General features: G+C 68.3%; 23 protein-coding genes. 1 reads left to right on the top strand and 22 read right to left on the bottom strand.

Translation table 11 applies throughout. The features are described 5' to 3' along the window. Positions 1-209: 209 nt before the first annotated feature. Entirely contained in the window at positions 210-794 is a 585-nt protein-coding gene (locus ACLJPD_RS12440) for a hypothetical protein (RefSeq protein ID WP_410872197.1), read from the top strand. Positions 795-854: 60 nt separating this feature from the next. Here the strand turns inward: ACLJPD_RS12440 and ACLJPD_RS12435 are convergent, their stop codons facing one another. From ACLJPD_RS12435 to ACLJPD_RS12330, 22 genes are all read right to left on the bottom strand, one after another. Beyond that, positions 855-1280: a DUF4913 domain-containing protein gene (locus ACLJPD_RS12435; RefSeq protein WP_410872196.1), complete on the bottom strand. Its 426-nt coding sequence runs from the start codon at positions 1278-1280 to the stop codon at positions 855-857. Continuing rightward, complete coding sequence (locus ACLJPD_RS12430; RefSeq protein ID WP_410872195.1) at positions 1277-3103, bottom strand: TraM recognition domain-containing protein; 1827 nt, start codon at positions 3101-3103, stop codon at positions 1277-1279. Before ACLJPD_RS12430 ends, ACLJPD_RS12435 begins: the two co-directional genes overlap by 4 nt. A 31-nt stretch (positions 3104-3134) precedes the next feature. Then, positions 3135-3701 carry a hypothetical protein gene (locus ACLJPD_RS12425; protein ID WP_410872194.1) on the bottom strand — a complete coding sequence of 189 codons (567 nt, stop codon included), beginning with the start codon at positions 3699-3701 and terminating at the stop codon, positions 3135-3137. Next, the gene (locus tag ACLJPD_RS12420) at positions 3698-5353 is read right to left on the bottom strand and encodes a peptidoglycan DD-metalloendopeptidase family protein (RefSeq protein WP_410872193.1); all 1656 of its coding nucleotides are present in this window, start codon (positions 5351-5353) and stop codon (positions 3698-3700) included. Before ACLJPD_RS12420 ends, ACLJPD_RS12425 begins: the two co-directional genes overlap by 4 nt. A 61-nt stretch (positions 5354-5414) precedes the next feature. Continuing rightward, on the bottom strand, positions 5415-5723 hold the full coding sequence (locus ACLJPD_RS12415; protein ID WP_056810706.1) for a transposase: 309 nt from the start codon (positions 5721-5723) through the stop codon (positions 5415-5417). Beyond that, positions 5720-8098, bottom strand: a complete 2379-nt coding sequence (locus ACLJPD_RS12410) for a hypothetical protein (RefSeq protein ID WP_410872192.1) — start codon at positions 8096-8098, stop codon at positions 5720-5722. The genes ACLJPD_RS12415 and ACLJPD_RS12410 overlap by 4 nt, the downstream gene beginning before the upstream one ends. Positions 8099-8105: 7 nt before the next feature. Continuing rightward, complete coding sequence (locus ACLJPD_RS12405; RefSeq protein WP_410872191.1) at positions 8106-9602, bottom strand: SCO6880 family protein; 1497 nt, start codon at positions 9600-9602, stop codon at positions 8106-8108. Further along, entirely contained in the window at positions 9599-11059 is a 1461-nt protein-coding gene (locus ACLJPD_RS12400; protein WP_410872190.1) for a hypothetical protein, read from the bottom strand. The genes ACLJPD_RS12405 and ACLJPD_RS12400 overlap by 4 nt, the downstream gene beginning before the upstream one ends. Positions 11060-11115: 56 nt before the next feature. Next, positions 11116-11931 (bottom strand): hypothetical protein, encoded by an 816-nt coding sequence (locus tag ACLJPD_RS12395; protein ID WP_410872189.1) that lies wholly within the window; start codon positions 11929-11931, stop codon positions 11116-11118. After that, a complete protein-coding gene (locus ACLJPD_RS12390) occupies positions 11928-12533 on the bottom strand; it encodes a hypothetical protein (protein WP_410872188.1) in 606 nt (201 codons plus the stop codon). Before ACLJPD_RS12390 ends, ACLJPD_RS12395 begins: the two co-directional genes overlap by 4 nt. Continuing rightward, entirely contained in the window at positions 12530-12784 is a 255-nt protein-coding gene (locus ACLJPD_RS12385) for a hypothetical protein (protein ID WP_410872187.1), read from the bottom strand. The genes ACLJPD_RS12390 and ACLJPD_RS12385 overlap by 4 nt, the downstream gene beginning before the upstream one ends. Further along, positions 12784-13077 (bottom strand): hypothetical protein, encoded by a 294-nt coding sequence (locus ACLJPD_RS12380; protein ID WP_056815437.1) that lies wholly within the window; start codon positions 13075-13077, stop codon positions 12784-12786. Before ACLJPD_RS12380 ends, ACLJPD_RS12385 begins: the two co-directional genes overlap by 1 nt. A gap of 94 nt (positions 13078-13171) precedes the next feature. Further along, positions 13172-13813 (bottom strand): hypothetical protein, encoded by a 642-nt coding sequence (locus ACLJPD_RS12375; RefSeq protein WP_410872186.1) that lies wholly within the window; start codon positions 13811-13813, stop codon positions 13172-13174. Continuing rightward, positions 13810-14664, bottom strand: coding sequence for a MinD/ParA family protein (locus ACLJPD_RS12370; RefSeq protein ID WP_410872185.1), 855 nt, complete (start codon positions 14662-14664; stop codon positions 13810-13812). Before ACLJPD_RS12370 ends, ACLJPD_RS12375 begins: the two co-directional genes overlap by 4 nt. Positions 14665-14673: 9 nt before the next feature. Further along, a complete protein-coding gene (locus ACLJPD_RS12365) occupies positions 14674-15897 on the bottom strand; it encodes a hypothetical protein (protein WP_410872184.1) in 1224 nt (407 codons plus the stop codon). A 55-nt stretch (positions 15898-15952) separates the two neighbouring features. Next, entirely contained in the window at positions 15953-17602 is a 1650-nt protein-coding gene (locus tag ACLJPD_RS12360) for a cutinase family protein (RefSeq protein WP_410872183.1), read from the bottom strand. Positions 17603-17806: 204 nt separating this feature from the next. After that, a complete protein-coding gene (locus ACLJPD_RS12355) occupies positions 17807-20179 on the bottom strand; it encodes a RelA/SpoT family protein (RefSeq protein ID WP_410872182.1) in 2373 nt (790 codons plus the stop codon). 171 nt (positions 20180-20350) lie between these two features. Then, entirely contained in the window at positions 20351-21367 is a 1017-nt protein-coding gene (locus ACLJPD_RS12350) for an alkaline phosphatase family protein (RefSeq protein WP_410872181.1), read from the bottom strand. 154 nt (positions 21368-21521) lie between these two features. Beyond that, a complete protein-coding gene (locus tag ACLJPD_RS12345) occupies positions 21522-22151 on the bottom strand; it encodes an NUDIX hydrolase (RefSeq protein WP_410872180.1) in 630 nt (209 codons plus the stop codon). A gap of 100 nt (positions 22152-22251) precedes the next feature. Then, positions 22252-23577 (bottom strand): adenylosuccinate synthetase, encoded by a 1326-nt coding sequence (locus tag ACLJPD_RS12340; protein WP_410872179.1) that lies wholly within the window; start codon positions 23575-23577, stop codon positions 22252-22254. A 25-nt stretch (positions 23578-23602) separates the two neighbouring features. After that, a complete protein-coding gene (locus ACLJPD_RS12335; RefSeq protein ID WP_410872178.1) occupies positions 23603-24550 on the bottom strand; it encodes a hypothetical protein in 948 nt (315 codons plus the stop codon). An 84-nt stretch (positions 24551-24634) separates the two neighbouring features. Next, positions 24635-25156 (bottom strand): winged helix-turn-helix transcriptional regulator, encoded by a 522-nt coding sequence (locus ACLJPD_RS12330; RefSeq protein WP_410872177.1) that lies wholly within the window; start codon positions 25154-25156, stop codon positions 24635-24637. Between the last annotated feature and the right edge of the window lie 60 nt (positions 25157-25216).

The raw sequence follows: 25216 nt of genomic DNA, 5'->3' as shown, positions 1-25216 counted from the left end.
ACACCCTCGGGTGTTCGGTCCGTTTCCGGTTTACGGGCTGCGACGTGCGAAGAAGATCATCAGAGGCTAGGCAACCCTACGGGTTGTCCGGCCGACCACCCGCTCACCCGCATTTTCTCCGCCCCCGACCCGCCCCGCCGGTCATCGCGCTGTGTCCTTCGCGCGGTAGGCTCAGATGTCCACTTCCACAGCAGCATCGGGGAGCAGTCATGGCGGAACTCGACGACATCGGCAGCGAAACGGCGTCCATGATGCGGACCATGCTGCAGATGGCCATTCTGGTGGCTGTGAAGTCGCGTGAACACGGCCAGAAAGAGGCCGAATCTCGCGCCAAGGCGATCGAGGCCAAGATGAAGGAAGCGCGCGAGCTCCAGATCCGCGAGGCGCGCGACCTCAAGGCCAAGGACCCCCGCAATGTCGAACTCGTGCAGATGATGTCCGTGGGCTCGCGCTCGGTGGAATCACGCGGTGTGGAATCGCGCGGCATGGAATCGCGCGGTGCGGAAAAGCGCGGCATCAGCCTCAACAAGCCGGCGGGCTCCGCCTTCGCATCGAGTGCCGCGGCGACGCCGAGTGTGGGCTACGACTCGGCCGAGCGGCGCTCGGCGCTCGCGGCACATCTGCAGCGTGCAGGCGTCGCACCGGAGCTCACCCAGGTTCGGATGCTGGTCGAAATGGGTCAGGGCATCTCACCGGAGGAAGCGATCAGGTCCAGGGAGACCGTGATGCGCGCGACCCTCGCGCGCCAGCGCGGGGAACGCGGAATCGAACGCGGGATCGAACGCGGGCGCTGACTCGACGCGCGAGATGCTCGGATCCCCTTGCCCGGCAAGGCGATCCGAGCATCCACTCGCTCAGTCCGGCACGCGGCCCTTCTGCCAGAGCCGGTCGATATCCGGATTGCCGAACATCTGCGCGTCGGCGCCTTCCGGCTCCTTGAACGGCAGCGGTTCGAGCATCGCCTTGTGCCCATTGCGCACACTGCAGTACTTGAACGGCCCCTTCGGGTCGAACAGCTTGGTCATGTGCGGGTCCGCGTGATCGAGGAACCACACGCTGATACCGGTTCCGCCCTGCAGGCGGTGGTGTTCCCAGGCCTGCCACAGCGCACTCAACCGGATCACGGCCTCACTGTGGTGCCACCATTCCGGACACCACACCGTGTCGCTGATATCGGTGACCTGGCGGCGATAGACCTGGCTCAGGTACTCGGTGACGAACTCGTACACCCCCTCGTAGCCGTTCGTGATCTCACCATTGGCAACGTTGTTCTGGCTCACAGCGGCTTGACCTCCTCGATGTCACCGATCTCTTCCGGCGGAACGGATTTCGCCATCGATGGCGATCCGACCAGATCGTCCATGCGGGTCTTGCGCGTCGGATCGTTCTGCTCGATCGATCGCTTGACCGCGTCGGCGTAGGGAGATTCCCACCACGGCACCGTCCGCACCAGCACGGCGGGCTGACCGGAGGTGAACACGACGGCGCGGCCACGGGGTAGTGTCGCCAGGCCTTGCGCGGTGAACGTGACCGAGGAACTGAGCGAACGCGAGTAGCTCTTGCTGGTGCCCGACTGCGACATCGACGCCGAAATCGAGTCGTACTCGCCGATCGCCTCGGATCGGTCGCGCAGGAAGGCCATGTCGTCGACGCCGCTGCCGAGCACCTTGATATTGGCCGCCGACCACAGCGCGCTCATCCCGGCCTCACCCCAACAGCGCGCACCCTGCGCCCACGACTGCAGCACGGTCATCACGACGATGCCGCGCGAACCGAAGTGGCTGTACTGCTTGGGCAGATCCTTCCAGCGCACCACGTTGGCCGCCTCGTCGAGCACCGCGAGCAGCGGGATCGGCAATCGCCCACCCGAGGACTGTGAGGCCTTGCGCATCGCCACGTCGACCACCGCCTCGGTGAGCGCGCTGACCAGCGGTGCCGCCGAACCGCGTCCCTCGAGCGACAGGCAGTACAGCGTGCCGTTGCGTTCGATGAACTCCAATTCGTCGAACTGGGGACGCCCACCCTCGGCCGGGGTGATCCACGGATGCACGTTCGACAACTGCAGGCAGCGGATCATCTTCTTCGCCGTACCGAAAATGCCGCTCCTGGTGCGCTCGTCAGCGTTGTACTGCATCGCGAGGCCGGACGCGGTGAAGTGGTGTTCGGCGCCTCGCAGGTATTCGATCGCCTCGGTGTTCTGCGGATTGGTCACCCATTCCCACACCTGCGTGATCGGTCTGCCCGCGATCGCGGCCGCGAGGAAGAACGCCGCGAGCAGGTCCTCGGCCTCGGGATCGAAGAAGTTGTCGCCGTCGCCCGCACTGCTGCCGGTCTCGGCGTCGGCGAAGTGACCGGCCAACCGCGCCGCCCGCATCTCGCACCCTTCGGTGCGGTAGTTGACCCAGGCCAGCGGATCCCAGAACCAGGTCGGTCGTTCACCGGCGACGCCCTGTGGGTCGAACACGAACGTGCGGCTGCCCTTTGATTCCTGCACGTCGCGAGTGGCGTCGACCACGTCACGTTTGTTCGACGTCGCCAGCACCGGCCCGATCGCGGACAGGATCGCCGGAATGACCCGTGAGGTGGATTTGCCCTGCCGGGGGCCCCAGATGTCGAGGTGCAGGTCTTCGTAGGAGCCGAAGAGCGGGGTGCCGTCGGCGACGGCGATACCGATCGGCACGCCGGGCGAGTCGTTGGTGCCCAGCTTCATGCCGAGATCAGCCGCCTTCTCCCTGACCCCGGCCTCGGTGATCGACGCGATCGCACTGCCACTGCCCATGTGATCGGCCTTGTCGTCCACCGCCAACCGCCCCGCACCCGCACGCTTGCGCAGCCGCTTACGGATCACCACATAGGCGATAGCCGCCGCGATCACCAACAGCACGATCACCGTCGACGCACGCGGCCACTGCAACTTCCCTCGCGCCAGATCAGCGACTACCGCGATCGGGTTGACCGGAATATTCTGCGGCACCACCGCCATCGCGTTGCCCAGGTGCAGGGCACCCGCGAGGGTGAACAGCGCCGCGAAGCCGAACACGATCATGATCAGTGTCGTGTCGGGTCCGACCGCGGCCGGATCCGTCACCTTCTTCTTCGCCACGGGTGCCTCCTTGTGTGGACGTGGTGGATGGTCAGCGGAACGCGTCGAGACGCCAGCCGAGCGGGGTCTGCACCACGGTCGCGATGACCGTGCTCGGCGGTAGCGCTTCGGTGCGTCCGTTCGGGTAGACGACCGTTTGTTCGATACCGATCTTGTACTGCGCGACAGCGGGATCCGCGCCGGCCGGCGCGGGCTCACCCGAAGCGAACGTGAACGCTTCGACGTGTGCTTTCGCCTTCGCCCAGTCGGCCCACTGCAGCGACGGCTTCGGGGTATCGGTGACCCCGATCGAACTGTCCAGCATACGTATCATGCTGGGCCCCAGCCATTTTCGCGCACGCTGCAGCGAAGATCCCGGTTGTTCGGTCACAGGGTTCCAGGTGTAGACCTCGCGCAGGGCGACCACCGCGACCCCGTCGGGCGTGGTCGGGTCGACCGCGGCTTCGAGTAGTCGTGTGGTGGAGGTGGTCTCGGGACGCGTCGGCTCGGCGTCGCCACCGCAGGCAGGGACCGAGAGCAGGACTACCACGAGCATCACCGCCGGGGTTGTGCGGATTCGTGTTCTCTCCCACCAGGTTATCGCTGGTCGTGCGTTCACAACACCCTCCTCGCCCGTGCGTCGCCGGGCACCGCCACCTCGGCGACACCCCCGCCACCGCGGTTGCTCGTCGGTGGTACCGCCTGGATCATCTGGCCGTTGCCCGCGTAGATCCCCACCTCGGTGGGCCCGCGCCGGCCGAAGCCGCTGAACACCAGATCACCGGCCGCCACCTTGGCGATCGGGACCTCCACCCCGGCTTCCCATTGCTGTTCGGCGGTGCGCGGCAACGTCACCGCGCCCGACGACGCGGCGAACAGCACCGCCGCGGTCAATCCCGGACCGTCGAATCCACCGTTGCTCGGTCCCTGCGCGCCGCCGCCACCCCATACGTACGGGGTGCCGAGCCAGTCGTGGGCGGCCTCGACGATCTGTTCACCGTCGCCACCTTCCCCCGGCGTGAACCGTCCCTGCGCGCCGGGCGCCCGGTACTGCGGCTCCATCGACAAGATGTTGGTGACATAGGGCCGGGTCTCGGAGAAGTGCGCCGCGTACTGATTGGGCATGCCCCCCGATGTCAGCACCGCGCCCTCACCGGCGTTGTATCCGGCCAGGGTGAGCGCGGTCAGATCGCCCGAGACGCGCCCTGCGGCCAGCCAGCCCGCGATCTTGTGGGCGATCGAGCACATGTAGCGGGCCTGGCCGATGATCGCGTCACCGTCGTCCCACACGCTGGCGGAGCCGTTGCCGTCGGCATCGATGATGTAGGGCTGACCGTCGTCGGGGTTGATACTCGCGGCCGTGCCCGGCAGGAACTGGGCCAGGCCCTGGGCGCCCGCGGGCGAGGTGAGTCCGCGCCGGAACCCCGACTCCTGCTTGGCCTGCGCGGCCAGCAGCGACGACGAGATCTCCGGGCACACGGTCCCCGCGCGGCGGTACCAGATCTCGAGTTCGGCGGGCACCTTCCCGTCGGCCAATGCCCCACCGGCGCTGCCGAACCCACGCACACAGTTCGGGTCGCTCGAGAATGCCCGCGCGCCACCGACATCCGGGGTGGGGGCGCCGTCGAGCCACGGCATCGGGTCGATCTGACGGCCACCGGTGAACCGGCCGCCGGGCACGATCTCGAAATGCAGGTGCGGGCCACTGGATTCGCCCGCCGAGCCGACCATCCCGATCGGCTGGCCCGCGGTCACCGTCTGGCCGGTACGCACCTTGACGCCCGCGTCCCACATGTGGCCGTAGACCGCGGAGTATGCGCGGCCGTTGGTGTCGACGGAATCGACGACGATCCAGTTGCCGAAACCCGAAGCGGGACCGGCGGCGACGACCCGGCCGTCGGAGACCGAGTAGATCGTGGTCCCGTCGGTGGCGGCCATGTCGATGCCCTTGTGGTCGCCACCGCGCGAACCGTACACATCGGAGATGGTGAAAGTTCCGGTCTCCAGCGGCAGTGTGCGGCGCAGCGGTCCGACGCCCGCGGCCAGCGACGGCGTGCCGGTGACTGTCGGATTCGAGGTCGGCGCGGCAGAACTGGTCGCGCCCGCGCGATGGTCACCACCCAGTTCGGGCAGCGTCGGCACCGCCGACCCGTCGAGGACGTCGCCGGTCTCGCAGGTCTCATCCGAGGACGGCAGCACGATCACCAGCACCAGCGCCACCAGCCCGATGACCGAGCCGAGCGCCGCCATCATGATCGTGCGGACGTTCACCGGCCGCCTCCCCGCGTTCCGCGCCGGGCGCCGACTCGCGCAACGTCCGCCGCGGCAGAGTTCATGTGCGGCGCCGGGACTCGTTGAGCGTGTCGGCGAGCGTGCGGTTCATCTCCGCGGCGGCGGCCAACTGTTGTTGCAGCAGCGCCACTTTGCGGCGGAGCGCGGTGGCGTCCATCCGGTCCAGGCTCGGGTCCTGGGTCGCGCGGACCCAGTTGCGCACCGAATTGGCGTGCACGCCGATCTGTTCGGCGACCATCCGGCACGCCTCCGATTCGCTGCGCAGTTTGTCGGTCAGCGCCACCACCTGGGCGACGGCGGCGTTGCGGACCTCCGGCGAAACCCGGCGGTAGGACCGGTGCGGCATCATTGCTCACTCCCGTTCGAATAGTCCGGCGTGCCACGAGGATTGTCGCCGAACTCGCTGAAGCGCTGATTCGTGTCGTGGATTCCGCTTTCTCGTTCCGTCACCGTGAACTCCATGTGGAAAGGAATACCGGGCCTGCGATCCTCGCCGACCTTCAACAGGAACTTGCCGGTACCGGGCGGTGACGGCCGCTGCTGACCGGGCTTGAGCGCCTCACCGGTGAGTGCCTGTGGCGCCGACCAACTGGTCACCATCTCCTGCTCGGCCGAGGTGAACGGCACCGTGGAGTCGAGCCTGCTGATCTCCTCGGCGGGTAGCGCGCCGAAGATCTTGGCGCGTGCGCGTTCCAGGAACCCGATAGCCTTGGCGATCGCGGCGTCCGAACCCAGCGCCTGCAGGTCCTTGATGGTGTGGCTGATCATGATCAGGGCGGTGGCCAGACCGCGCTGCAGTCGGGTCAGTTCGTCGACGCGGTCGACCATGAAGTCGCCGAGGCCGAGCACCTGCCACAGCTCGTCCATCACCACCTGGAAGTAGCGCTGGGGACCGAGGTCGGCGTCGGCGAGCACGTGCGCGGCTTCGACGGAGGCGAAACCGTCTGCCCAGCAGGCGAGCATGACCGCCGCCTTGAGCTTCTTGTCGCCGCTGGGGATGTGCGAGACGTCGATGCACACCGCAACGGCGCTGGTGTCGATGGGAACGCTGGTCTGGCCGTTGAAGATCGCGCCGAACGGGCCCTGGGTGAGCGCGCGCAGTGACCGGCGCAGACCCTTGATCGCGTTCTGGTATTCGTCGATGTTGTCGGCGCCCGCGTCGAGCATCATCTCGGCGCCGCCGCCGACGATCACCTCGAGCAGGTTTTCCATGATCGGCGGTTTGTCGGGGGTGAATCCACCCGGCTGGTAGAGGAGGCGCAGCGCGGTGGCGATCAGCGTTTCCTCGTAGTCGGCCACGCGAGCGCCACGAACCAGTTCCACCAAGCCCGCGATCAGCGTCACCTGCCGGGCCCGCAGGTCCTGCAGCACCTGACGTTGCAGTGCCGGATTGTCCTGCAGCCGCGGCACGACCGAACCGAGCACGCCCGCCGCCAGCGGATTCAATTTGCCGTGCCCGTAGCCGAGGTCGATCACCTGGCCGCCGACGAGTTCGACCATCTTGCGGTAGTCGGGTTTCACGTCGGCCAGGATCAGCGGGGTGATGCCCTGGGCGATGCCGCCGAGCACGATCCGGCGCACCAGCGAGGACTTGCCGAAACCGTTGAGGCCGAGCACGAACAGGCTGGGCGCGGTGATGAAGCTGCCGCGCATGAACCAGTTCATCGGATCGAAGCAGACCGGGGCGCCGGTGTGCAGATGCGAACCGAGCGGGGTGCCGATCAGCGGTGCGCCCGCACCGACCGACCACGGCCACAGACCCGCGACCTGTGCGGTGGTGGCCCGGTACTCGACCGGGCGGCCGACCACGTTCATCTTGCCGCCGCCCGCGCCCGAATACCCGCGGTCGGTCAATTCGGCGGTCGTGCGGTCGAATCCGTCCTTCACGACGGCCTCGGAGCGGGCCTGGGCGTTGTTGCGGCGCATGTCGTCGGTGTGGATGCGGAAGGTCGCCCAGGCCGCACGCAGGCCCGACTGCTCGCGGGCGATCATCTCGTAGCGGGCGCGGGCGGCGTCGTCGAGCAGCGAGGGGCCGGACTGCGAACGCCGGTCCGGCTTGGTCGTTTTCACGGACCGACCCGAACCCATCGCACGGTCGGCAGCCTCGTCGGGCCGGATCGGGCGAACAGCCTTCGCGGGCCTCGGCTTCTTCTTCGTCAGCTTGGGTTCGGCCTGCTTCGGGCGTCGACGCGGATCACCCTGCGGTCGTTGGTGTTCCAGGCGTGGGCCGTGGTCCTCGTCGCGCAGCCCGCGTTCGGCACGCGCCCTGGCGGTCCGTTCGGCCTCGGCATGCGGGCGCCGAACACGCCGCTCCCCCGCACCGTCGCGCCCGGCTGCTCGCGACCCGTCACCGCGACCGCGCGCTTCTTCGCCACGGGAACGACCGCGACCGGCATCGTCCTCCCGCGGCCTGCGCGGTTCCTCCTCCCGCGGTCTGCGCGGTTCCTCCCCGCGCGGACGCGTCGGGCGGCCTCGGTCGGCCCGCGGTTGCTCAGCTGACCTGCGCTCGCCCGGCGGACGTTCCTCGGTCGTGCGTGATCCCCGCGGCGAGTCCCGCTCGTCGCGTTCGGTGCGCTCGTCGAGGCCGAGCACGTCCTCGCTCACGCGCGGCGCGCTCCCCGCGGGCCGTGGCTCGCGTTCGCCGCGGATGCGCGGCGGCCGGTGTACCGGGCGCAACGCGACGTCGTCGCGGTCGCGCACCGGGGGTTCGTAGTCGCGTCCCATGATCGCCTCACCCCGCCAATGCCTTCGGAATGGTTGCGTGCTCGGGCAGGATCACGCCGCAACCGAGAGATGCCGCGAACGCCGCGGACTGGTAGCGGTAGCAGCGCCGGATCTTGAGCCGGGCTTGCGTCGAGAGATCGCGGGTGATGGCCTCGATGCGGGGCAGGTCACCGCGCAGCGGCTCGGTGATGGTGACCAGCGCGCCGAACCGGGTCACACCGTGTCCGCGCGCCTGTTCCTCGCGTGCCTGCTGGGTGGCGCCGACTCGCAGCGTCGCCGCCGCCGAGACCACACCGCGTTCGCTCTGCTGCGCGACGAGCGCGTTCTTGAAGTCGTCGTCGACGATTTCGGCGGCGTCGGCGGCCGAGTGCGGCCGGTAGACGATCGCGATGCGCTTGCGTGGCACTTCGGGATTGGGCGCGAGCAGTCGCTGCAGCACCCGCTCGTCCACCGCGCCCTCGGGCGCCGCGTCCATCTCCCAGGTCACCGAGCGTCCACCGTCGTGGATCAGGTGATCCCACTTCTCGTCGTAGGACACCGGGCCCGCGTCGTCCCAGCCCAGTCCGTGCCCGCCGGGATCGGCCGCGGCCACCTCGAGATCGGCCTGCGAGGCCGGGTCGTAGCTGCGGCGGATGAAGGAGATGACCTCCTCGGCCGACATCGGCTGCGCCCGCACGCCCGCCTCGGCCAGCGCCGCGCAGATTCCCGGCAGCCTGCGCCCGATCTCCACCGCTTCCTCGGCCGGGTTCTTGCGTCGTTCGGCGGTGGTCGCCTTGAACGTGATCGCCACCCGCGGCAGCAATTGCACACGCTCCTGCGGCAATTCGGTCGCCAGCTCGTACATCACCTGCTGAGCCAGTTCGGGGGCTTCGGGGCGGGTGATCGTCGACACCTCGTTGAGCAACCGGTTTCCGGTCTCGGGCACCGTGTCGATCACCGGCACCACCGCGACGATGTCGCTGGTCTGCCCGACCGAGGCGAGGAAGGTGCCCCAGGCCGCGACCCAGCGATCGATCACCGGCTGGTCCACCGCCTCGTGCCCCTGCGGCCAGGCCCGCAACACCACCGTGTACTGCGCGAACGCGGGCAGATGGATCATCCCGAAGTGATAGCCACCGGCGTCGATGCCTTCGTAGAGCTTCGACGGGGCGAGCAGTCCCGGCAGTTTCGTGACACCGCCGGGGATCCGGGAGAACCGGCCACCGCGATACACGTGCTCGCCGTTGTTGCGCGAGCGCCTCCAGTTGAACATCATCAGTCCCGTCTCATAGCCCGAACGGCCCCCCGTCCGCCACACCAGGGGCACCATCACCAGCGCGCCGAGCCCGCCGACGATGAAGCCCCATTTGAATCCACCGACCATCGCGCAGATCAGTGCCGTGATCACCACGACGAAACCGATCACGGTCTCTTCCCACCGCAGGCCGAAAAGGCCCGCGCTGCGCGGTTTCTGCCACAGCCCGTAGGAGCGGCGCTCGTAGGTGTCGGTCACCGAGGTCGTCATCGCGGAATCGTGCTCCTGCCGAGGTCGGGTGAACGATTCGACCAGCGGTCACCGGCGACGTCGCCCATCGATTGGTCCGCGCGCGTAGCGCTGCCCGCCGCGGCCCGCGCGGCGACCACATTGCGGGCCGCCCCGGGGGGCACCGAACCCGAACTGGTCGTCGCGGGCGCGGCACCACCACCGCCCCCGCCGCCACCGCGCGGCGGTGGTACCGGTCGCGGCGCACCGCCACGAGGGCCCCCGCCGGCGGGCCCGCCCTGCCGCGGACCCGCACCGCCACTACCGAAGTAGCCTGCCGAGCCGGGCGCCGCCACCGGCCGGGAGGCGACGGCCTTGGTGCCGATCGCACCGAGGCCCATCGCGCCGACCGCCACACCACCGGCCATCATCAGACCCGAACCGCCGGTGCCGACCGTGGCGACCGCGGGCGCCACCAGGCGCATCAACGCGGGCAACACGAACGCCACACTGCACAGCAGCACCAGTGCGACCAGCATCCGCTGCGCGTCCTCGCCGCTGGGCAACCCGCCGGACTCGGTGGTCTCGTCGACGTGGCCCGCGGTGGTGAACGCGATCATGTACACGATCGCGGCTACCGGTTTGAACAACATGAACGCGATGATCCAGCCGACCAGTTTCTGATACGACTGTTTACCGGTCCCGGTCGCCGAGGCGGCAGCGGCCAGCGGCAGCACGCCGGCGGCGACCACCAGCAGGCCTTGCCGGACGATGGCCAGCACGATCTGGGCGAGCGCGCCGAGCAGGCCGACGATCGCGATGATCAGGACCAAACCCGGCGAAAAAGCCTGCAACTTGCTGGTTTTCACCATCAACTCGGCCATGTTCTTGGCATTGCCGCCGGTGGCGTCGGTGATGATCCACTCGGAGAACGCGTCCGAGGCCCGCGTGCCTGCCACGATCACCGCCCCCAGCATCCACGAGCTGAACACCACCCTGGCGAACAGGCGGAACGATTCGGCGGCCTCGCTCACGGCCGCCCCGCGTCTGGCCTCGGCCAATCGGCCGCCGGTGATGATCACCGAGGCGATCAACAGCAATATCTGGATCTGATAGGTGTAGTCGTTGATCTTGGTGAACAGTGCCCCCGAGTCGCTCACCGCCTCGTTGGGCACCTTCATCCAGAAGGTCAACGCCAGGATCAGCGCCTCGCCGAGGCCCTTCATCAGCGAGTCGACCACCTTGCCGAAGGTGGAGTCCCACGCCTTGTCCTTGACCGCGGTGGCCGCTTGGTCGGGATGGGAGGCGGCATTGCCCGCCTTGCAGACCGCCGAGGCCGCGTCGCCGAGCGAGACGCCGGGGATCGCGACGCCGTCGAGGGTGTCGTGCAGTTCATTGCACGCCTCGTCGAAGCCGTAGGTCTGGCCCATCGCCACCGTCGGTGTCGCGAGCATGACGGTGAAGATCACCGCGAAAATGGTGACGATCCGTCTCAGCATTGTTGGCACCCCTCGATGGTCCGCGCGGAGTCGATCCGGGCTGTGCTGTACCTCGATCACCATGTCGTCCACCCCGCCAGCGATTCCACGTATTCGGTCTGGGCATTTGCTGTCGTCGACGGTTTGAGCCGCCAGTCACCGGCGTCCCACACCACGATCATCCGCATGGCGGCATACAACTGCTTGCCGTCGATCACCGGGCCGCGCGAGGCCAGTCGCACGATGGCCAGGTCGTCGGCGAAGTCGTCGATCTTGAACGCGTCGGAGGCCACGAAGTATCTGGTCACCCGCTCCGGCTGCTGTGCGGGCAGCCGGTCTCCCGACAGCGCGGAGTCGTAGGCGGCCAATTGTGCGGTGCTGACCCGCAATTGCGTCACGTACAGGTCGCGGTCGGCAGGCCGGGCGTTGAGCCGATAGGTGATCTGCGCGGCGGCCAACGCGGCGCCCTGCGGTGTGCGCGCGTAGCCGACGGCGAGTCCGTCCTCGATCCGCGACGGCCCGTCGGAGGTGGAGAACGGCACCGACGCGCCGTAGACACGCTGCCAGCCGTGCGGCTTCTTGGTGCCCTCCGGCGCGCCGGTCAGCCAATCCGGGTCCGCGGGGGTACGTTGCGTACCCGGTTCCTGGGCCAGCGGCTGGCCCGCCGGGTTGTTCGGAATGTCGACCCGCCTGCCGAGCAGGTCGACATCGGGTTCGGCGAAACCCGTTCCGCCCGCGGCCTGAGCGGGCGGTGGCGCGTTGTCGACCGCACTGTCGCCGTCGCGGGTGAAGTACACGACCGCGCCGACGACCATGATCAGGGCGAGCAGGGCACCGGAGGCGATCACGCCGAAGGACGCGCGGTCGCGCGTGCCAGCCTCCTTCTCGCTCACTGCGGTGCCTCCAATGTCACGATGTCCTGCGGTAATTCGTCGATCGGGTCGACCGGTCGGTCGAGCGAGCGCGGATCGGGTAACTGCAGTCGCCAGTCTCCGCCGTACCAGCTGACCGTGGTGTGGTTCACCGCCCGTGACCGGTCGGAGTATTCGGTGTAGACGTCGACTGTCGTTACCTCGTCACGATATTCGGTAATTTTGTAACCCAACAATTTCGGCGCGTACTCCGCAGTGGCGGGTCCGGTGATCGACAGCTGAACCCGGTTGATCGCCCACTCGTCACGCGCCGGTCCAGGGACGAGTTCGGCGTTCACCACCTGGGCCCACTGACTGTCCGGTGCCACCGACAGCCGGATGGTGTGGGTCAGCGCCGCCAGCCCGGCCCCACGCGGGGAATGCTCGAACCCCGTCGCGGCGCCCTGGCTCACCGTTGTCGGCCCCTGGTCGGTGTGCGGCAGGGAAATGCCCTGATAGTCCTGCCAGCCCACCCCGGTCGGTGCGGCTGCCAGCGCGGGGCCGGTATCGCCGCCACCGCAGCCGACGGCTGCCGCGAGCAACGCGATACCGACCGCGACCGGTCGTGTCACTGTGGAATTCATGCGGGCAGGAAGGCCAGCGCGATCGCGGACGCCGTACTGGCGACCGAGGCACCGATCAAGCTCATCAGGACGCCGTGTGTGGCGTCGTTGACCGCAAGGTCGCTGCGGAACGCGATCCACAATCGACCCGCCGCCAGGATCATCCAGGCCAGGCACGACAGCAGGACGAACCAGAGCAGCCAGTTGAGCAACTGCATCATCGGCGCCAACACTTCGGCCGGGATCTGTTTGTAGGCGAGCACAGTGATCACTAACCGATGACCGCACTCATGATCGTGCCCGCGCTGGTCGCCACGACGCCACCGATCATGGCGCCGGCCACCATCTTCGGCGACTCGAGACCACCACCGGTCCAGCGCTCCCACGCGAACTTGCCGCCCGCGTAGGTGATGCCGCAGATGCCCGACAGCAGCACGAACCAGGTGAGGTACCGCACGAGCTGCAGGATCTTCTCCGAGCCGGGAGGAGCCTCCGGGGTCGGATTACCGACCTGGGCCAGCACGGTGCCGTACGTGTCCTGCACGGCGAGGAGGAGCATGCTCATCAGGTGCCTTTCTCCCACTGTAAAGGTGTTGTGCCACAAACACTCCGACGACGACACACGTTTGTACACCACCGACCGGCGACCCGCTCGGCGTTCACGATCGACCCTCGTCCGGCGCGGCTGCGCCCAGACTCGTCCGGATCGCGGCGACCACCTCGGTACCGAGGTCACCGATTTCGACCGGCACTTCGTCGAGCGGGTCGGGACGGCGTTTCTTGACCGTCACCTCGTCGCCCGGCGACCACACCGGAAGCACATCGGACTCCACCAGAGTCCATTCCTCGATCCACGGCACCTGCCAGACGTGCCCGGCCAGTGAGCCGACCACCTCGCGGTAGCGCCGGATCTCCGGTGGCATCCGGCCGGGGCGCGCGGCGACGGTGATCAGGCCGAGTACCAGTGCCGGACCCGCGAGCCCGGCGTGGTGCTGGCGCAGCAGGTCGTGCGCGCGGGTGAGCCCGGAGATCGTTTCCCTGGCGACCAGGACGACAAAGGGGGATTCGCGGTCGAACACACCGGGCCAGCGCCCGCGCGCGTCGGCGGCGGGAGCGAGCACGTGCGACAGCGTGGTCGCGCCCGCGCCACCGTGCACGCCGAGCAACCACACCAGCGGCGCCCGGCCGACTCCCGGCACCGGACGCTCCCAGATCTTGGCGCGCAGCGATTCTGGCGGCGCAACTACACCGGCGGGGGCGTCCGGTTCACGACGACGACGAAGATTCATGGCTGCCGTCATGATGCCACCCCGGCTAGCAAGCTCGCATACGCCGAACGCGTCGCCTCGGCCAGCTCGGCGTGGCGGACGAGTTCCCCGCGCGCGAGATGCGGATCGTAGGGGATCTCGACGACCTCGCGCACCCAGCCCGACAGGTGTTCGCGCAAATGCTCCGCTACGCGCGAGTCGTCGTGCGAATACTGGTGCGAGACAACAATGGTGGTGTCGGCGACCACACCGGCGCCGTCGTCGCCGTAGTGGTCGTCGAGCCATTCCAGGGTGACGCGCAGCCGGTTGGCGGCGTCGACGCGGGCCGGAATGGCAAGGACGAGGGCGATATCGGCGTCGTCTAGCAGGGGACGCAGTTGCCGTCCGGCAATCGGGTTACCGCCGTCGTACACCGCTGTGTACCCACCGCTGTCGAGCGCGCGCGCGACAGTGAGGAATGTCGCCCGTCTGCGCAGCGGGGTCGCGTCACGCCAGAGCAGTCCGAAACCGGAGGTGGAGCGGGAAAGGCAGTCCTCCAGCGGCGCGGGCTCGTCGTCGCCGCGGCCGTAGACCCAGGACTGCAGGTTCACCGGGTGCAGGTGTTTGTCGGCACCGCGCAGGGCGATATCGCTGCCCGCGGCGGTCGCGTCGACCGCCACGGTCGTCGCACCCGCGATGACCAGTTGGGCGGCCAGCCCGAGCACGGTCGTTGTCGTGCCGGCGCCGCCGCAGCCGCCGACCACCAGGATCGGCCTTCGGGTGCCGTCGCGGCGCTCGCCGTTGCGCCGCCGCAACCGCACCACCGGAGCCGGATCGCGCGCCAGGTCATCGGACGGGTCCCCCTCGGGGGCCTCGTCGAGCCAACGGCTCCAGTCGTCTGTCATCGCCTCTCCTTACCCTGCCGCGATGCCCGTGATGAGCGTGCGATCGCCGACCAGCGCGGTCCGCACCGATTGCTTGGTGTAGGTGGCCGGTGCGCCCGCGGGCCGGAACTCGGTGACCTCCACCGTGAACCGGTCGGCCGCGATCGTGGTGATCCGCACGCAGTGGGTGGTCCCCACCGGGATCGTGTCGATACCGCGCTGGATCACGGCGGCCGGCGAGACATCGGCGTCGGGGGCGACCACCGCCCTGGCCTGCGCCCCCGATCGGGTCACGTAGTAGGCGTACTGGAAGGCGAGCACGGCGTCCGGGCCCGAGTCGGTGCCACCCGCTTCCGCGCTGCGCACCACGATGTCAGTGCGTTCGGTCGGACAGGAGCCCGCGGTGTCGGCGGTCAGGTTGCCCGCGGTGAAATGCAGCGGTGGGGCGGCGTGGCGGGCGGTGTCGGCGCCGCCGCGTCCGAACAGCAGGAAGAACACACCGGTCGCGGCGATCACGAGCACGAGGACCGCGATCGCGAGGACCATCCAGGTGCGCTGCCGTTTCCGGTTCGCGCGCAGAGCACCGGAGGGTTCCAGCACCCGGGCGTCGTCGTATTCGTCGGCGGCGGCGTCGCGCCAGGGGAACTGGACGAGTTCGGCGTCGTAGTCGTCGTCGGGGCCGGGGGCCGAGTCGGCGACCCAGTCCGACCAGCCACCGGTGAAGTCACTGCGGCGTCCGGCCAGTTGCGCGGGCGGTGGCACCGGATCGGGTTCGACCGGGTGGGACCGCTTCCCGTACTCGGCCGCATCCCGATCCGCGGATTCGGTTGTCGCGTCATCGAACTCGGTGGACCGGGCGGACGAGTCGACCTTCGCATTCGACGGGTGCTCGATGTGCCGGCCGTAGTCGTCGACGGCGTCCGGCCGAGGTTCGACAACACCACTGTCCGGTTCCTCGACGACGTTCGACCGAGGCTCGACATTCCGGCCGTGTGTGTCGCCGACAACCTTCGGCTGGTGGTCGAGATTCAGGCTGAACGGCTTGACGGCGTCGTCCGGCTGACGATCCCCTGCCACGGCTTGAACCGGTGTCGGCTCGGCGGTCGGGGCGGGCTCGGAACTCTTCGGATGTCGGTCGACGCTGTCGTCGTCGCCCGCCACCGGTTCGGTGGTGCCCGGGCGTGCGGGGGCACCGGCATCGGTCTCGGGCTCCAGCGCCGAGTACCAGCGCGACAATTCGTTGTACGACTTCAACATTCCCCCCTTTCCACGGCGCCGGGCACAGTTCGCATCGAAGACCTCTCGGTGATCAGTTCACAGAGAACGGACGGGTGGTGGGTGCGGTGGTTACGGGTGTCGCGGCAGGCGGAGTCGTCGCGCCGCCGGATGAGGCGCCATCGGCTCCTGTCCCGAAGGGAAATTGTCCCCCACCGGAGGGTGCGGTGGTCTTAGACGCGCCGGTCGGGCTCGGGAAAATTCCCATACCACGCGAGTCGGACCCGCCGACCGGTACCGTTCCCTTCCCGGAAACACCGGCCACATCGCGGGCGAGAGCGGCGAACCACGCCCCGACGTACTGGGTGGGTGAGGCGCCGTTCGCGCCGACGCCCATGCGCGAGTAGGCGTCATGGCGTTGCAGCGTGTTCCAGTAGCGCACCCAGGTGGTGATGTCGAGGAGTTCGGCGTTGTCGGTCACGTTCTGCTGGATCGCGGTGAACGCCTCGTTGACCAGCCGCACCCCGGTGGTCGGTGGCACCAGTTGTGGAACCGCGCCTGCCAGTTTCGTGCCGAGCAGCGTCAGCCCGGCCAGCGGATTCGACAATGTGGCCGTGGCCAATTCGCTGATGCTCGCCGGGTTGATCACCGTCTTCACCACGGTGGCGACGGCGTTGAGACCGATCATGCCCACCTTCAGCAGCGCTCGATAGGCGGCGTTCACATCGAGCGTGCTGCTCGGGTCGGAGGCGTCGGACAGGCGCTGCGAGATCGACTTCTTCGGCGAGACCGACACCTCGGCGAGCGCGCTGCCGGAGAGATCCTCCTCGACGACCGCGGTGGCGGTTCTGATCGACGTGAAGGCCAGCGCCTGCGCGATCGAGGTGAGCGAACCGATCGGGTCGCCGCCGGAGAGCTTCGACTGGCTCATGAGATTGGTGACGGCCCGCACGATCGGCGCGCCCTGCGGGGCGTCGCACGCGAGATCGCCTGTGGCGCAGAAGCTTGCGACACGGCCGGTGAGTTTGCCGAAGTCGCCGGTCTGATCACTTTGCGGTCCGAGACCACCGCCGGGCGCGACGCCTTGGCGGACGTCGCCGATGCCGGCCAGTGCCGCGCCGACGGTGCCCGGTGCCGCGAGTGGCGCGGTCCGGTCGGGCGCGCCGGGGAACAGGGGTGCGTTCTCGCCGCGGGTCGGGTCGGCGAACAACGCCACCGCGGCGACCTTGTCCGCGGACAAGACGCCGGTGCCCGCGCCCACCTCCTGTGCGAACAGCGAGGCGACATGGGCGCCTTGGGAATACCCGACGACCGCGATCCGGGTATCCGGGCAGCGCTGCGCCACCTGCGTCGCCATCGAGCGGAGTCGTTCCAGACCGCCGGCGACCGATTCCGTGTACGGCACCGCACCGCCTTGCACCGCACCGCCGAAACCCGCCTCGTAGGGCACGTACGCACGATCTACGAGGCCCGCGTCGGCGGCACCGGCCAGCATCGGGCGGAACACCGTCGACAGCATCCCGGTGTCGGTGCTCGGCGCCGCGTCGGGTGACGACTCGCCCGTGCCCTGAATCCCCAAGGCGTACAGTGCCGGACACGCCGCGATAGTTACCTGGGTCGACGGCGTAGTGGGTGTACCGTCTTCCGCGCCGGCCACCCCCGCCGTAACCGACAGCGAAGCAACGGTGAACGCGATGAGCGCCCCCGTGAGTCGTGTCGTGCACCGAGCAAGATCGATCCGCATCACAGTCCGTTTCCGCTGACCAATGGAGCGTTGAAACGTACTAAACCGTAACAGATTCCGGGTATCTCAACCGCTGCCCTAATCGGCCCTTTCACTGCCCCCGGCAAACCCGATGCGGTCGGCAACCTTTCGGCGATCCTCCGTCCGGACGGACCACGGCCCGGACACCCTCGCGAGGCGAGCATGCCCGGGCCGTGGTCGGGGTCAGGCGGCGGAGGTCACCCGGTACACGTCGTAGACACCTTCGACATTGCGCACCACATTGAGCAGGTGGCCCAGGTGCTTGGGGTCGCCCATCTCGAAGGTGAACTTGCTGATCGCGACGCGGTCGCCATGGGTGGTCACCGAGGCGGACAGGATGTTGACCTTCTCATCGGCCAGCACCTTGGTCACATCCGAGAGCAGTCGGGTGCGGTCGAGTGCCTCGATCTGGATGGCGACCAGGAACACCGACGAGGGCGAGGGCGCCCATTCGACCTCGATGATCCGTTCCGACTGTTCCTGCAGGGAATCGGCATTGGTGCAGTCGGTGCGGTGCACGCTCACCGCGCCACCGCGGGTCACGAAGCCCAGGATCTCGTCACCCGGCACCGGGGTGCAGCACTTGGCCAGCTTCGCGACCGTGCCCGGCGCGCCCGGGATGAGCACGCCGGCATCACCGGTGACGCGCTGGCGGGCGGGCGTGGTCGACGGTGTCGATCGCTCGGCCAGTTCGTTCTCGACATCGCCGATGCCACCGAGCTGGGCCATGAGCCGCTGCACCACGTGATGCGCCGACACCTGGTGTTCGCCGACCGCGGTGTAGAGGGTGGTGATGTCGCTGTAGTGCAGTTCGTGCGCGACCGCGTTCATCGCCTCGACGCTCATCAACCGCTGCAACGGCAGCCCGACTCGCTTGACCTCCTTGGAGATCTGCTCCTTGCCGCTTTCGAGAGCTTCCTCGCGCCGCTCCTTGGCAAACCATTGGCGAATCTTGGCTTTGGCGCGCGGGGAGACCACGAACTTCTGCCAGTCACGGCTGGGTCCGGCGTTCTGCGCCTTGGAGGTGAACACCTCGATGACTTCGCCGTTCTCCAGCTGCCGTTCCAGCGCGACGAGCCGCCCGTTCACCCTGGCGCCGATGCACTTGTGCCCGACCTCGGTGTGCACCGCGTACGCGAAGTCGACCGGGGTGGACTTCTGCGGCAGCGTGATCACGTCACCCTTGGGCGTGAACACGAAGATCTCCGGCGACTTCAGGTCGAAGCGCAGTGATTCCAGGAACTCCGCGGGGTCGGCGGCTTCTCGCTGCCAGTCGAGCAGCTGACGCATCCACGCCATGTCGTCGACTTCGGTGGCGTCACCGGAGTGCTTGCCCTTGGTCTCCTTGTACCGCCAGTGCGCGGCGATGCCGAACTCGGCGGTCCGGTGCATGTCCTGGGTGCGGATCTGCACCTCGAGTGGTTTGCCGTCGGGGCCGACCACGGTGGTGTGCAGCGACTGGTAGACGCCGTAGCGCGGCTGCGCGATGTAGTCCTTGAACCGGCCCGCCATCGGCTGCCACAGCGAGTGCACGACGCCGACCGCGGCGTAGCAGTCGCGCACTTCCTCGCACAGGATGCGCATGCCGACCAGGTCATGGATGTCGTCGAAGTCTTTGCCCTTGACGATCATCTTCTGATAGATCGACCAGTAGTGCTTGGGCCTGCCCTCGACGATCGCGTTGATCCGCGACGCGGCCAGGGTGTTGGTGATCTCGGCGCGCACCTTCGCCAGGTAGGTGTCGCGCGAGGGTGCGCGGTCGGCGACCAAGCGCACGATCTCGTCGTACTTCTTGGGGTGCAGGATCGCGAAGGCGAGGTCCTCGAGCTCCCATTTGACGGTGGCCATGCCGAGGCGATGCGCCAGCGGCGCGATCACCTCCAGGGTTTCCTTGGCCTTCTTGGCCTGCTTCTCCGGCGGCAGGAAACGCATGGTGCGCATGTTGTGCAACCGGTCGGCGACCTTGATCACCAGCACGCGCGGGTCGCGCGCCATGGCGATGATCATCTTGCGGATGGTCTCGGCCTCGGCGGCCGCGCCCAGGTTGACCTTGTCGAGTTTGGTGACACCGTCGACGAGGTGCGCGACTTCCTGCCCGAACTCTTCCTTGAGCTGCTCGAGCGTATAGCCGGTGTCCTCGACGGTGTCGTGCAGCAGCGCCGCGACCAGGGTCGTGGTGTCCATGCCGAGTTCGGCGAGGATGTTGGCGACCGCGAGGGGGTGGGTGATGTAGGGGTCGCCGGACTTGCGGAACTGCTTGGCGTGGCGTTCGTCGGCGACGTCGAAGGCGCGCTGGAGCAAGGCCAGATTGGCCTTCGGGTACAGCTCACGGTGGACGGTGGCCAAGGGTTCGAGGACCGGCTTGACCGCCGCGATCCCGCGTTGACCGGTCATCCGCCGAGCCAGCCGCGCACGGACCCGCCGCGAGGCCGAACTCGGCACCGCGGCTGTCGGGGACTGCTTGACGGGTTCGGGGGTCTTCTCCGTGGCATCTTTGCTCGGCGTGGCGCCGGTGGAATCCTGCCCGACCTTCGCCTCGCCCAGATGTCGAGTCATGCCACCACCTCTCACGCTGCATTCGGGCCTGTCGGCCGAGTGCTGCAACCGCCCGGACCATTACTTTAGTCCCCGGACCGACCCGGTGTTCGAATCACCGGGGTCACAGGCCTGCGACGGTAGTGCCTCGACAACAACGCGGCACTCTTTCGCGGTAGATCGACAGACCGATCAGCGTTCGTCGGCCGGGGTGGGGCGGGTGCGGATGCTGTGGCCGTCGAGGCGCCCTGGTGGCGCGGCGAGCAGGTCGAGGACGGTCGGGGTGACATCGACCAGGGTGTGGGCGCTGGTGGTGGTACCCGGGGTGAAGTCGGGGCCGCGGGCGATGACGAAGTTGGCGGTTTCGGCGGAGGTCTGGCCACCGTGGCCGCCGGTCGGGAGGTGGCCGTGGTCGGTGGTGACCAGGACCGTCCACTGTTCGCGGGGATTGGCTTGCGCGCGGCGGTCGACAGCGGCGACGATCTGGCCGACCAGTGCGTCCACCCGGCGGATCGCGGAAAGGTAGGCGCGGGATGCGCCGCCGTGCTGGTGGCCCGCGAGGTCGACCTGGTCGAGGTGGGTGAACACCAGGTCGGGGCCGGAACGCTCGATCGACGACACCACTTCGGTCGCGGTCGCGGCATCGGTGGCCGACTCGTCGGGATCGTCGGCGACCGGTGCGGTGGTGAGGGCGAGGTCGGCGCGCCGGTCACCGGTCGCGGCGATCGTCGCGATCTGGTGCCAGGTCCCGATGGACACCGTGTGCCGGGCGGGGTCGGCTCGTTCGATCCGGGTGAACACGCTCGGGTGTGCCAGGAACGGGCTCGCGTCGAATTCGTTGTCGGTGATCCCGTGCTCGGTGTCCCACACCCCGGTCAGCGCGCTCGCCCACGACGGCCCGGAAATCGTGATGTGCCCGGCGATGCTCCCCTGCGACAACAGTCCCTGTGCGGCGAGATGCCGCAATCGCGGCGCCTGCGCCGAATCGGCCTTGTCGAACATCAGCCCATCGATCCCGATGACGACGACCTTGTGCACCACCTCGCCGACCCCTCGTCGTGGAGCCCCGAACGCGGCAGCCGCGTCGACTGTCGCCCCCACATCGTCGAACGCCGCCACCGACCCGGCCGCCGATCCCACCAGCGGAATCGTCACCAACGCGGTCACCAGCGCAGCGAGCACTTTCGCCGGAGCCGACATCTCGCGCATACCCTCACGATGAGGGACGCCGTTGCGCTCGGCGAGTCCGCCACCACGGTATTCATCGACGTTTCATCGACTGCGCACACACCGGACGCCCCGCTGAACACCGCGCGAATCACACCTTGCCGGTGTTCGCGCCACCGCTGTGCGCTGCCCCGGGTCAGTTGTCGTCGGCGTCGAAGGCCCACACGACCGCCGGCCTCCCCGTCGCCTTGACCCGCCGCCGTTCGCCGGTGCGCGCCAGGCCCGGAATCGCGGCGAGCGTGCGGTTGAGGTTGGCCGGGTCGGGGCGGGCGCCGTTGAGGGAGGTGCTGAGGTCGACCGCGCGGGTGGCGGGAAATTCGGTGCCCGCCAGGGCCCGGGTGAGGGTCGCGTCCTTCCAGAGCAGTCCGGCGAGCAGCGCACGGCTCGTATCGACGATGAGGTTGTGGTCGAAAGCCAGTGGTGGGACGTCGTCGAAGTCCACCCACTCGGCGGGTCCTTCGTGTTCGGCGACCACCGCCCACATCGCGATGGCCAGGGTCGGGCCGCGCGGGTCACGATGGGGTTCGTCGAAGGTGACGAGTTGGCCGACCGCGCCGATCGCCTCGGTCGGCACCCCGAGTTTGGTGTGGACGGCCCGCCGGGCGGCGTCGACGAGACGTTCGCCGCGGCCGAGTAGCACGCCGGGTAGCGCGAGTTCGCCGGTGAACGGCTCGAATTCACGGGCGGCGATGCCGAGGCGTACACCGCTGTCGGCGTCCCAGCACCGCAACGTCACCACATCGATCGACACAACGGATTGCTCCACGTCATCCCATCCTGGTTCGAGGGCCGCTGTCTCGAGCACACTGCGCTGTTCAGAGCGCAACGCTCGAGCGCAGTGCGCTGTCACTGACCGATACCGCGGTTCACGATACGTACGCCCCGATTGTTCCCTTCTCGAAGAGTTCATCGGGCCGCCGCGTCCGTTCGGGAGGCTCAGTGGGCGCATCGCGACTCGGCCCGGGTCTGCGATCGCGCCGATCCGGACCGTGGCCGGTCAGCACCACCGGCACCCGCAACCGTTGGGCCAGCCACGATGCCGGGTCGCCGTCGATCGGCGTGAGAACCGGTGTGGCGTCGGTGAGTTGGTCGGTGAGCCGCTGCTGGTGATCGAGATCACGCCACCGGCCGGGGACGAGTTCGGTGAGTCTTCCCTCGGCTGTGTCGTATGCCGCTGCGGCACAGAGGGTTCCGGGCACGTCGAGGTGGTTGACGACCAACCCGTCGATCCCGCCACACACGTCGACGGCGTAGCGCAACAGGATCGGATCGAGGTGCCCCTGCCGGAATGCGCCTTGGTAGTGCCCGGTGCCGTTGTGCGGCTCGGGAACTCGCAGTGGCGCCTCGGTCGGGAGCGGACCCGCGCCGTGCCGGGTCATATAGGTGCGGGTGACGCCCAGAACCGCGGCGGTACCCCCGATTTCGCGGATCATGGCGCGCGCGTTGCGCGGCTCGACCGTCGACCAGGTGGTGTGCGGGTGCAGGCCACGCCACTCGTCGAGCAGCACACCCTGCGCGCCTTCGAAGACCAATCGCCCCTCGCCCGCTGACCTGGCGAGTTCCGCCGTACCGGTGATGCGAACGGCGCGCGCGAAGTCGCGGTACATGGTCACCAGGGCGTCGATCGACTCGTAGCCGTGCGCGCTGGGTCCGACGAGGCCGTCGTAGTGCGCGGCGAGCCGATCCAGCTTGGCGCGCAACACGGTCGGCGCCAGACAGTCCGCCACGGTGGGGGCGTCGTGTTCCAGTGCGTACCACGCTGTTTCGCCGATACCTCGCCCGCAGGAACCGTGCCGCGAGGAACCCCTCGCGTCCTCGCGGGCACGGTTCGCGGCGATGTGGATCGGGGTGGTCAGCAGGGCGCGTTCGTCGACCGCGAGCAGCCCGAGCGGGTCCCGAACACCGAGCGTGGCCAGCTGTTCGGATTCGGCGGCGAGCGCGATCGGCTCGACCAGCATGTGCCGCGACAGCAGGGTCGAGACCCCGGCGAAGGTCCCCGACCCGAACTGCGCGAAAGTGTGGTGGCGGCCGTCGGCCACCACGTTGTGCGCGGCCTGCGCGCCGCCGTTGAACCGCACGACGGCCGCCACCCCGAGAGCCGCCTCGGGCGAGCACAACCAGTCGACCGTCGCGCCTTTTCCCGCGTCACCGAATCCCAGATCGATGACGACGAGGTGATCCGCACCGAACATCGCGGTGCTCCTTCCTCTTTCGGCCTCAACGTCCCGGCGGAAGTGCGCGCATGATTCGCCCCGGTTTCGAGCCGAGCGCCCGCCCCACCGCGTCGGCCTCGTCCGCCGATCCGACATCGCGCAGATCGGCCAGCCCGGTATCGAGGTCCACTCTTTCCTCACCCAATCCGATGGTCAGCGCGATCAGTTCGCAGACCGCACCGGGGTCATCGAGTTTCAGGAAGTTCTGCCCGAGCAACCCCCGCCAGTGTTCGGCGATCTCCGGATCCCGGTAGTACGAGGACTGATTCGGCAGGATGTAGTACACGTGCCACCGCTGCTCTAGTTCGCGATAGATCGACTCGACGGACACATCGCGTCGCACATGATCACCGACAACCGCCCGAATATGCCGAGCGGCCAGGCGAGGCTTGTTCAACTCGTCGCCGATCAGGAACAGGTACCCCTTCTTACCGCGCTTGTCCCACGCATCCGTCGCCACATGCTCGGCCATGAAATAGGCAGCCAGTTCATAACTTTCGGACTTCTGCCCACCACCGCCGCCTTCGAGTAGAATCGCCCGCAGCTGTTCGTCCATCCGGTTGTCGGATTCGAACTGCCCGACCTGCAACGGCACCCGATCGGTGTCGGCGTCGCCGATCGCGCCGAACAGCATCTGCGGGTCCTGCGCGTATCCCTTGTTCCGCAACAGCCCGTGCAGTTTTCCGAGCTTGTCCTGCATGATCCGGGGCACCCGGCCCATCGACCCGGTCACATCGAACAGCACGGCCACCGGCAGCGAATTCCCGTGCTCGGCCGAATCCCGGCACTCGCGCTTGCCGACCCCGAACGGATCGAGCAACGGATGCGCGCACCAGGTGTCGTACGGCTTCGCCCGCATCTCGGCGGTGTACCCGAAGTCATCGACCCCCTGCCGGGCCCGATACGTCTTCCCTGCCCGGTAGGCGGTGTCATCCCAATTGCCGTATCCCATCTGGACCACTCCCTCTCGATCATTGTTTTAGTCTATTCAACCAAAACAATGATCGTCAAGAGGCAGCGGTTCATTCGCCGACGGTCACTCAGCGGAAGGTAGGCCGTCCGGCAGCGGCGCAAGGCGGGTGCCGACGAGCGCGACACCAGGACCCCCCTTGCCGCCCGGGCCGGGGTGCCAGGTGACATTGTCGGCGGTGACCGGGGCGGCGCACTCCCCACAGACGACGACGCCCTCGGTCACCCGACCGCAGTCGTGGTGAACCACCGACAGCGGCGGCCCGTCGTCGCCGGCCAGCCAACGGTCACCCCAGGCCAGCAGCATCGTCAGCACCGGGTACAGATCACGACCACGCTCGGTGAGGACATACTCGGTGCGCGTCGGATTCTCCTGGTACACACGGGTTTCCACGATCTCGTGGTCGCGCAGCGCGCGAAGCCGGTCCGTCAGCACGTTGGAGGCGATGCCGAGGTCGCGACGCAGATCCTCGAAGCGGGTGATGCCGAGGAACAGGTCGCGCAGGATCAGCGGCGTCCACCGCTCCCCCACGATGCCAACGGTACGAGCGATCGAGCACGCGATATCCGCGAGGTCCGTTTTGGCCATAGCGCCGAGTGTAGTCCATTGCTTTTTGCAAGCCAGCTGGTTACGGTCGGAAAATCCGTG

The sequence above is a fragment of the Nocardia sp. A7 genome (assembly GCF_046549215.1).
Taxonomy (GTDB): domain Bacteria; phylum Actinomycetota; class Actinomycetes; order Mycobacteriales; family Mycobacteriaceae; genus Nocardia.
The sequence above is the reverse complement of the archived record's forward strand: the minus strand, read 5'-3'. Positions and strand labels throughout refer to the sequence as shown.

What these genes read in the sequence shown, in the direction of transcription:
- ACLJPD_RS12440 (WP_410872197.1), top strand. Translation starts at nt 210, where the DNA reads ATGGCGGAACTCGACGACATCGGCAGCGAAACGGCGTCCATGATGCGG.
- ACLJPD_RS12415 (WP_056810706.1), bottom strand. Translation starts at nt 5,723, where the DNA reads ATGATGCCGCACCGGTCCTACCGCCGGGTTTCGCCGGAGGTCCGCAAC.
- ACLJPD_RS12410 (WP_410872192.1), bottom strand. Translation starts at nt 8,098, where the DNA reads ATGGGACGCGACTACGAACCCCCGGTGCGCGACCGCGACGACGTCGCG.
- ACLJPD_RS12405 (WP_410872191.1), bottom strand. Translation starts at nt 9,602, where the DNA reads ATGACGACCTCGGTGACCGACACCTACGAGCGCCGCTCCTACGGGCTG.
- ACLJPD_RS12400 (WP_410872190.1), bottom strand. Translation starts at nt 11,059, where the DNA reads ATGCTGAGACGGATCGTCACCATTTTCGCGGTGATCTTCACCGTCATG.
- ACLJPD_RS12390 (WP_410872188.1), bottom strand. Translation starts at nt 12,533, where the DNA reads ATGAATTCCACAGTGACACGACCGGTCGCGGTCGGTATCGCGTTGCTC.
- ACLJPD_RS12380 (WP_056815437.1), bottom strand. Translation starts at nt 13,077, where the DNA reads ATGAGCATGCTCCTCCTCGCCGTGCAGGACACGTACGGCACCGTGCTG.
- ACLJPD_RS12375 (WP_410872186.1), bottom strand. Translation starts at nt 13,813, where the DNA reads ATGACGGCAGCCATGAATCTTCGTCGTCGTCGTGAACCGGACGCCCCC.
- ACLJPD_RS12370 (WP_410872185.1), bottom strand. Translation starts at nt 14,664, where the DNA reads ATGACAGACGACTGGAGCCGTTGGCTCGACGAGGCCCCCGAGGGGGAC.
- ACLJPD_RS12360 (WP_410872183.1), bottom strand. Translation starts at nt 17,602, where the DNA reads ATGCGGATCGATCTTGCTCGGTGCACGACACGACTCACGGGGGCGCTC.
- ACLJPD_RS12355 (WP_410872182.1), bottom strand. Translation starts at nt 20,179, where the DNA reads ATGACTCGACATCTGGGCGAGGCGAAGGTCGGGCAGGATTCCACCGGC.
- ACLJPD_RS12350 (WP_410872181.1), bottom strand. Translation starts at nt 21,367, where the DNA reads ATGCGCGAGATGTCGGCTCCGGCGAAAGTGCTCGCTGCGCTGGTGACC.
- ACLJPD_RS12340 (WP_410872179.1), bottom strand. Translation starts at nt 23,577, where the DNA reads ATGTTCGGTGCGGATCACCTCGTCGTCATCGATCTGGGATTCGGTGAC.
- ACLJPD_RS12335 (WP_410872178.1), bottom strand. Translation starts at nt 24,550, where the DNA reads ATGGGATACGGCAATTGGGATGACACCGCCTACCGGGCAGGGAAGACG.
- ACLJPD_RS12330 (WP_410872177.1), bottom strand. Translation starts at nt 25,156, where the DNA reads ATGGCCAAAACGGACCTCGCGGATATCGCGTGCTCGATCGCTCGTACC.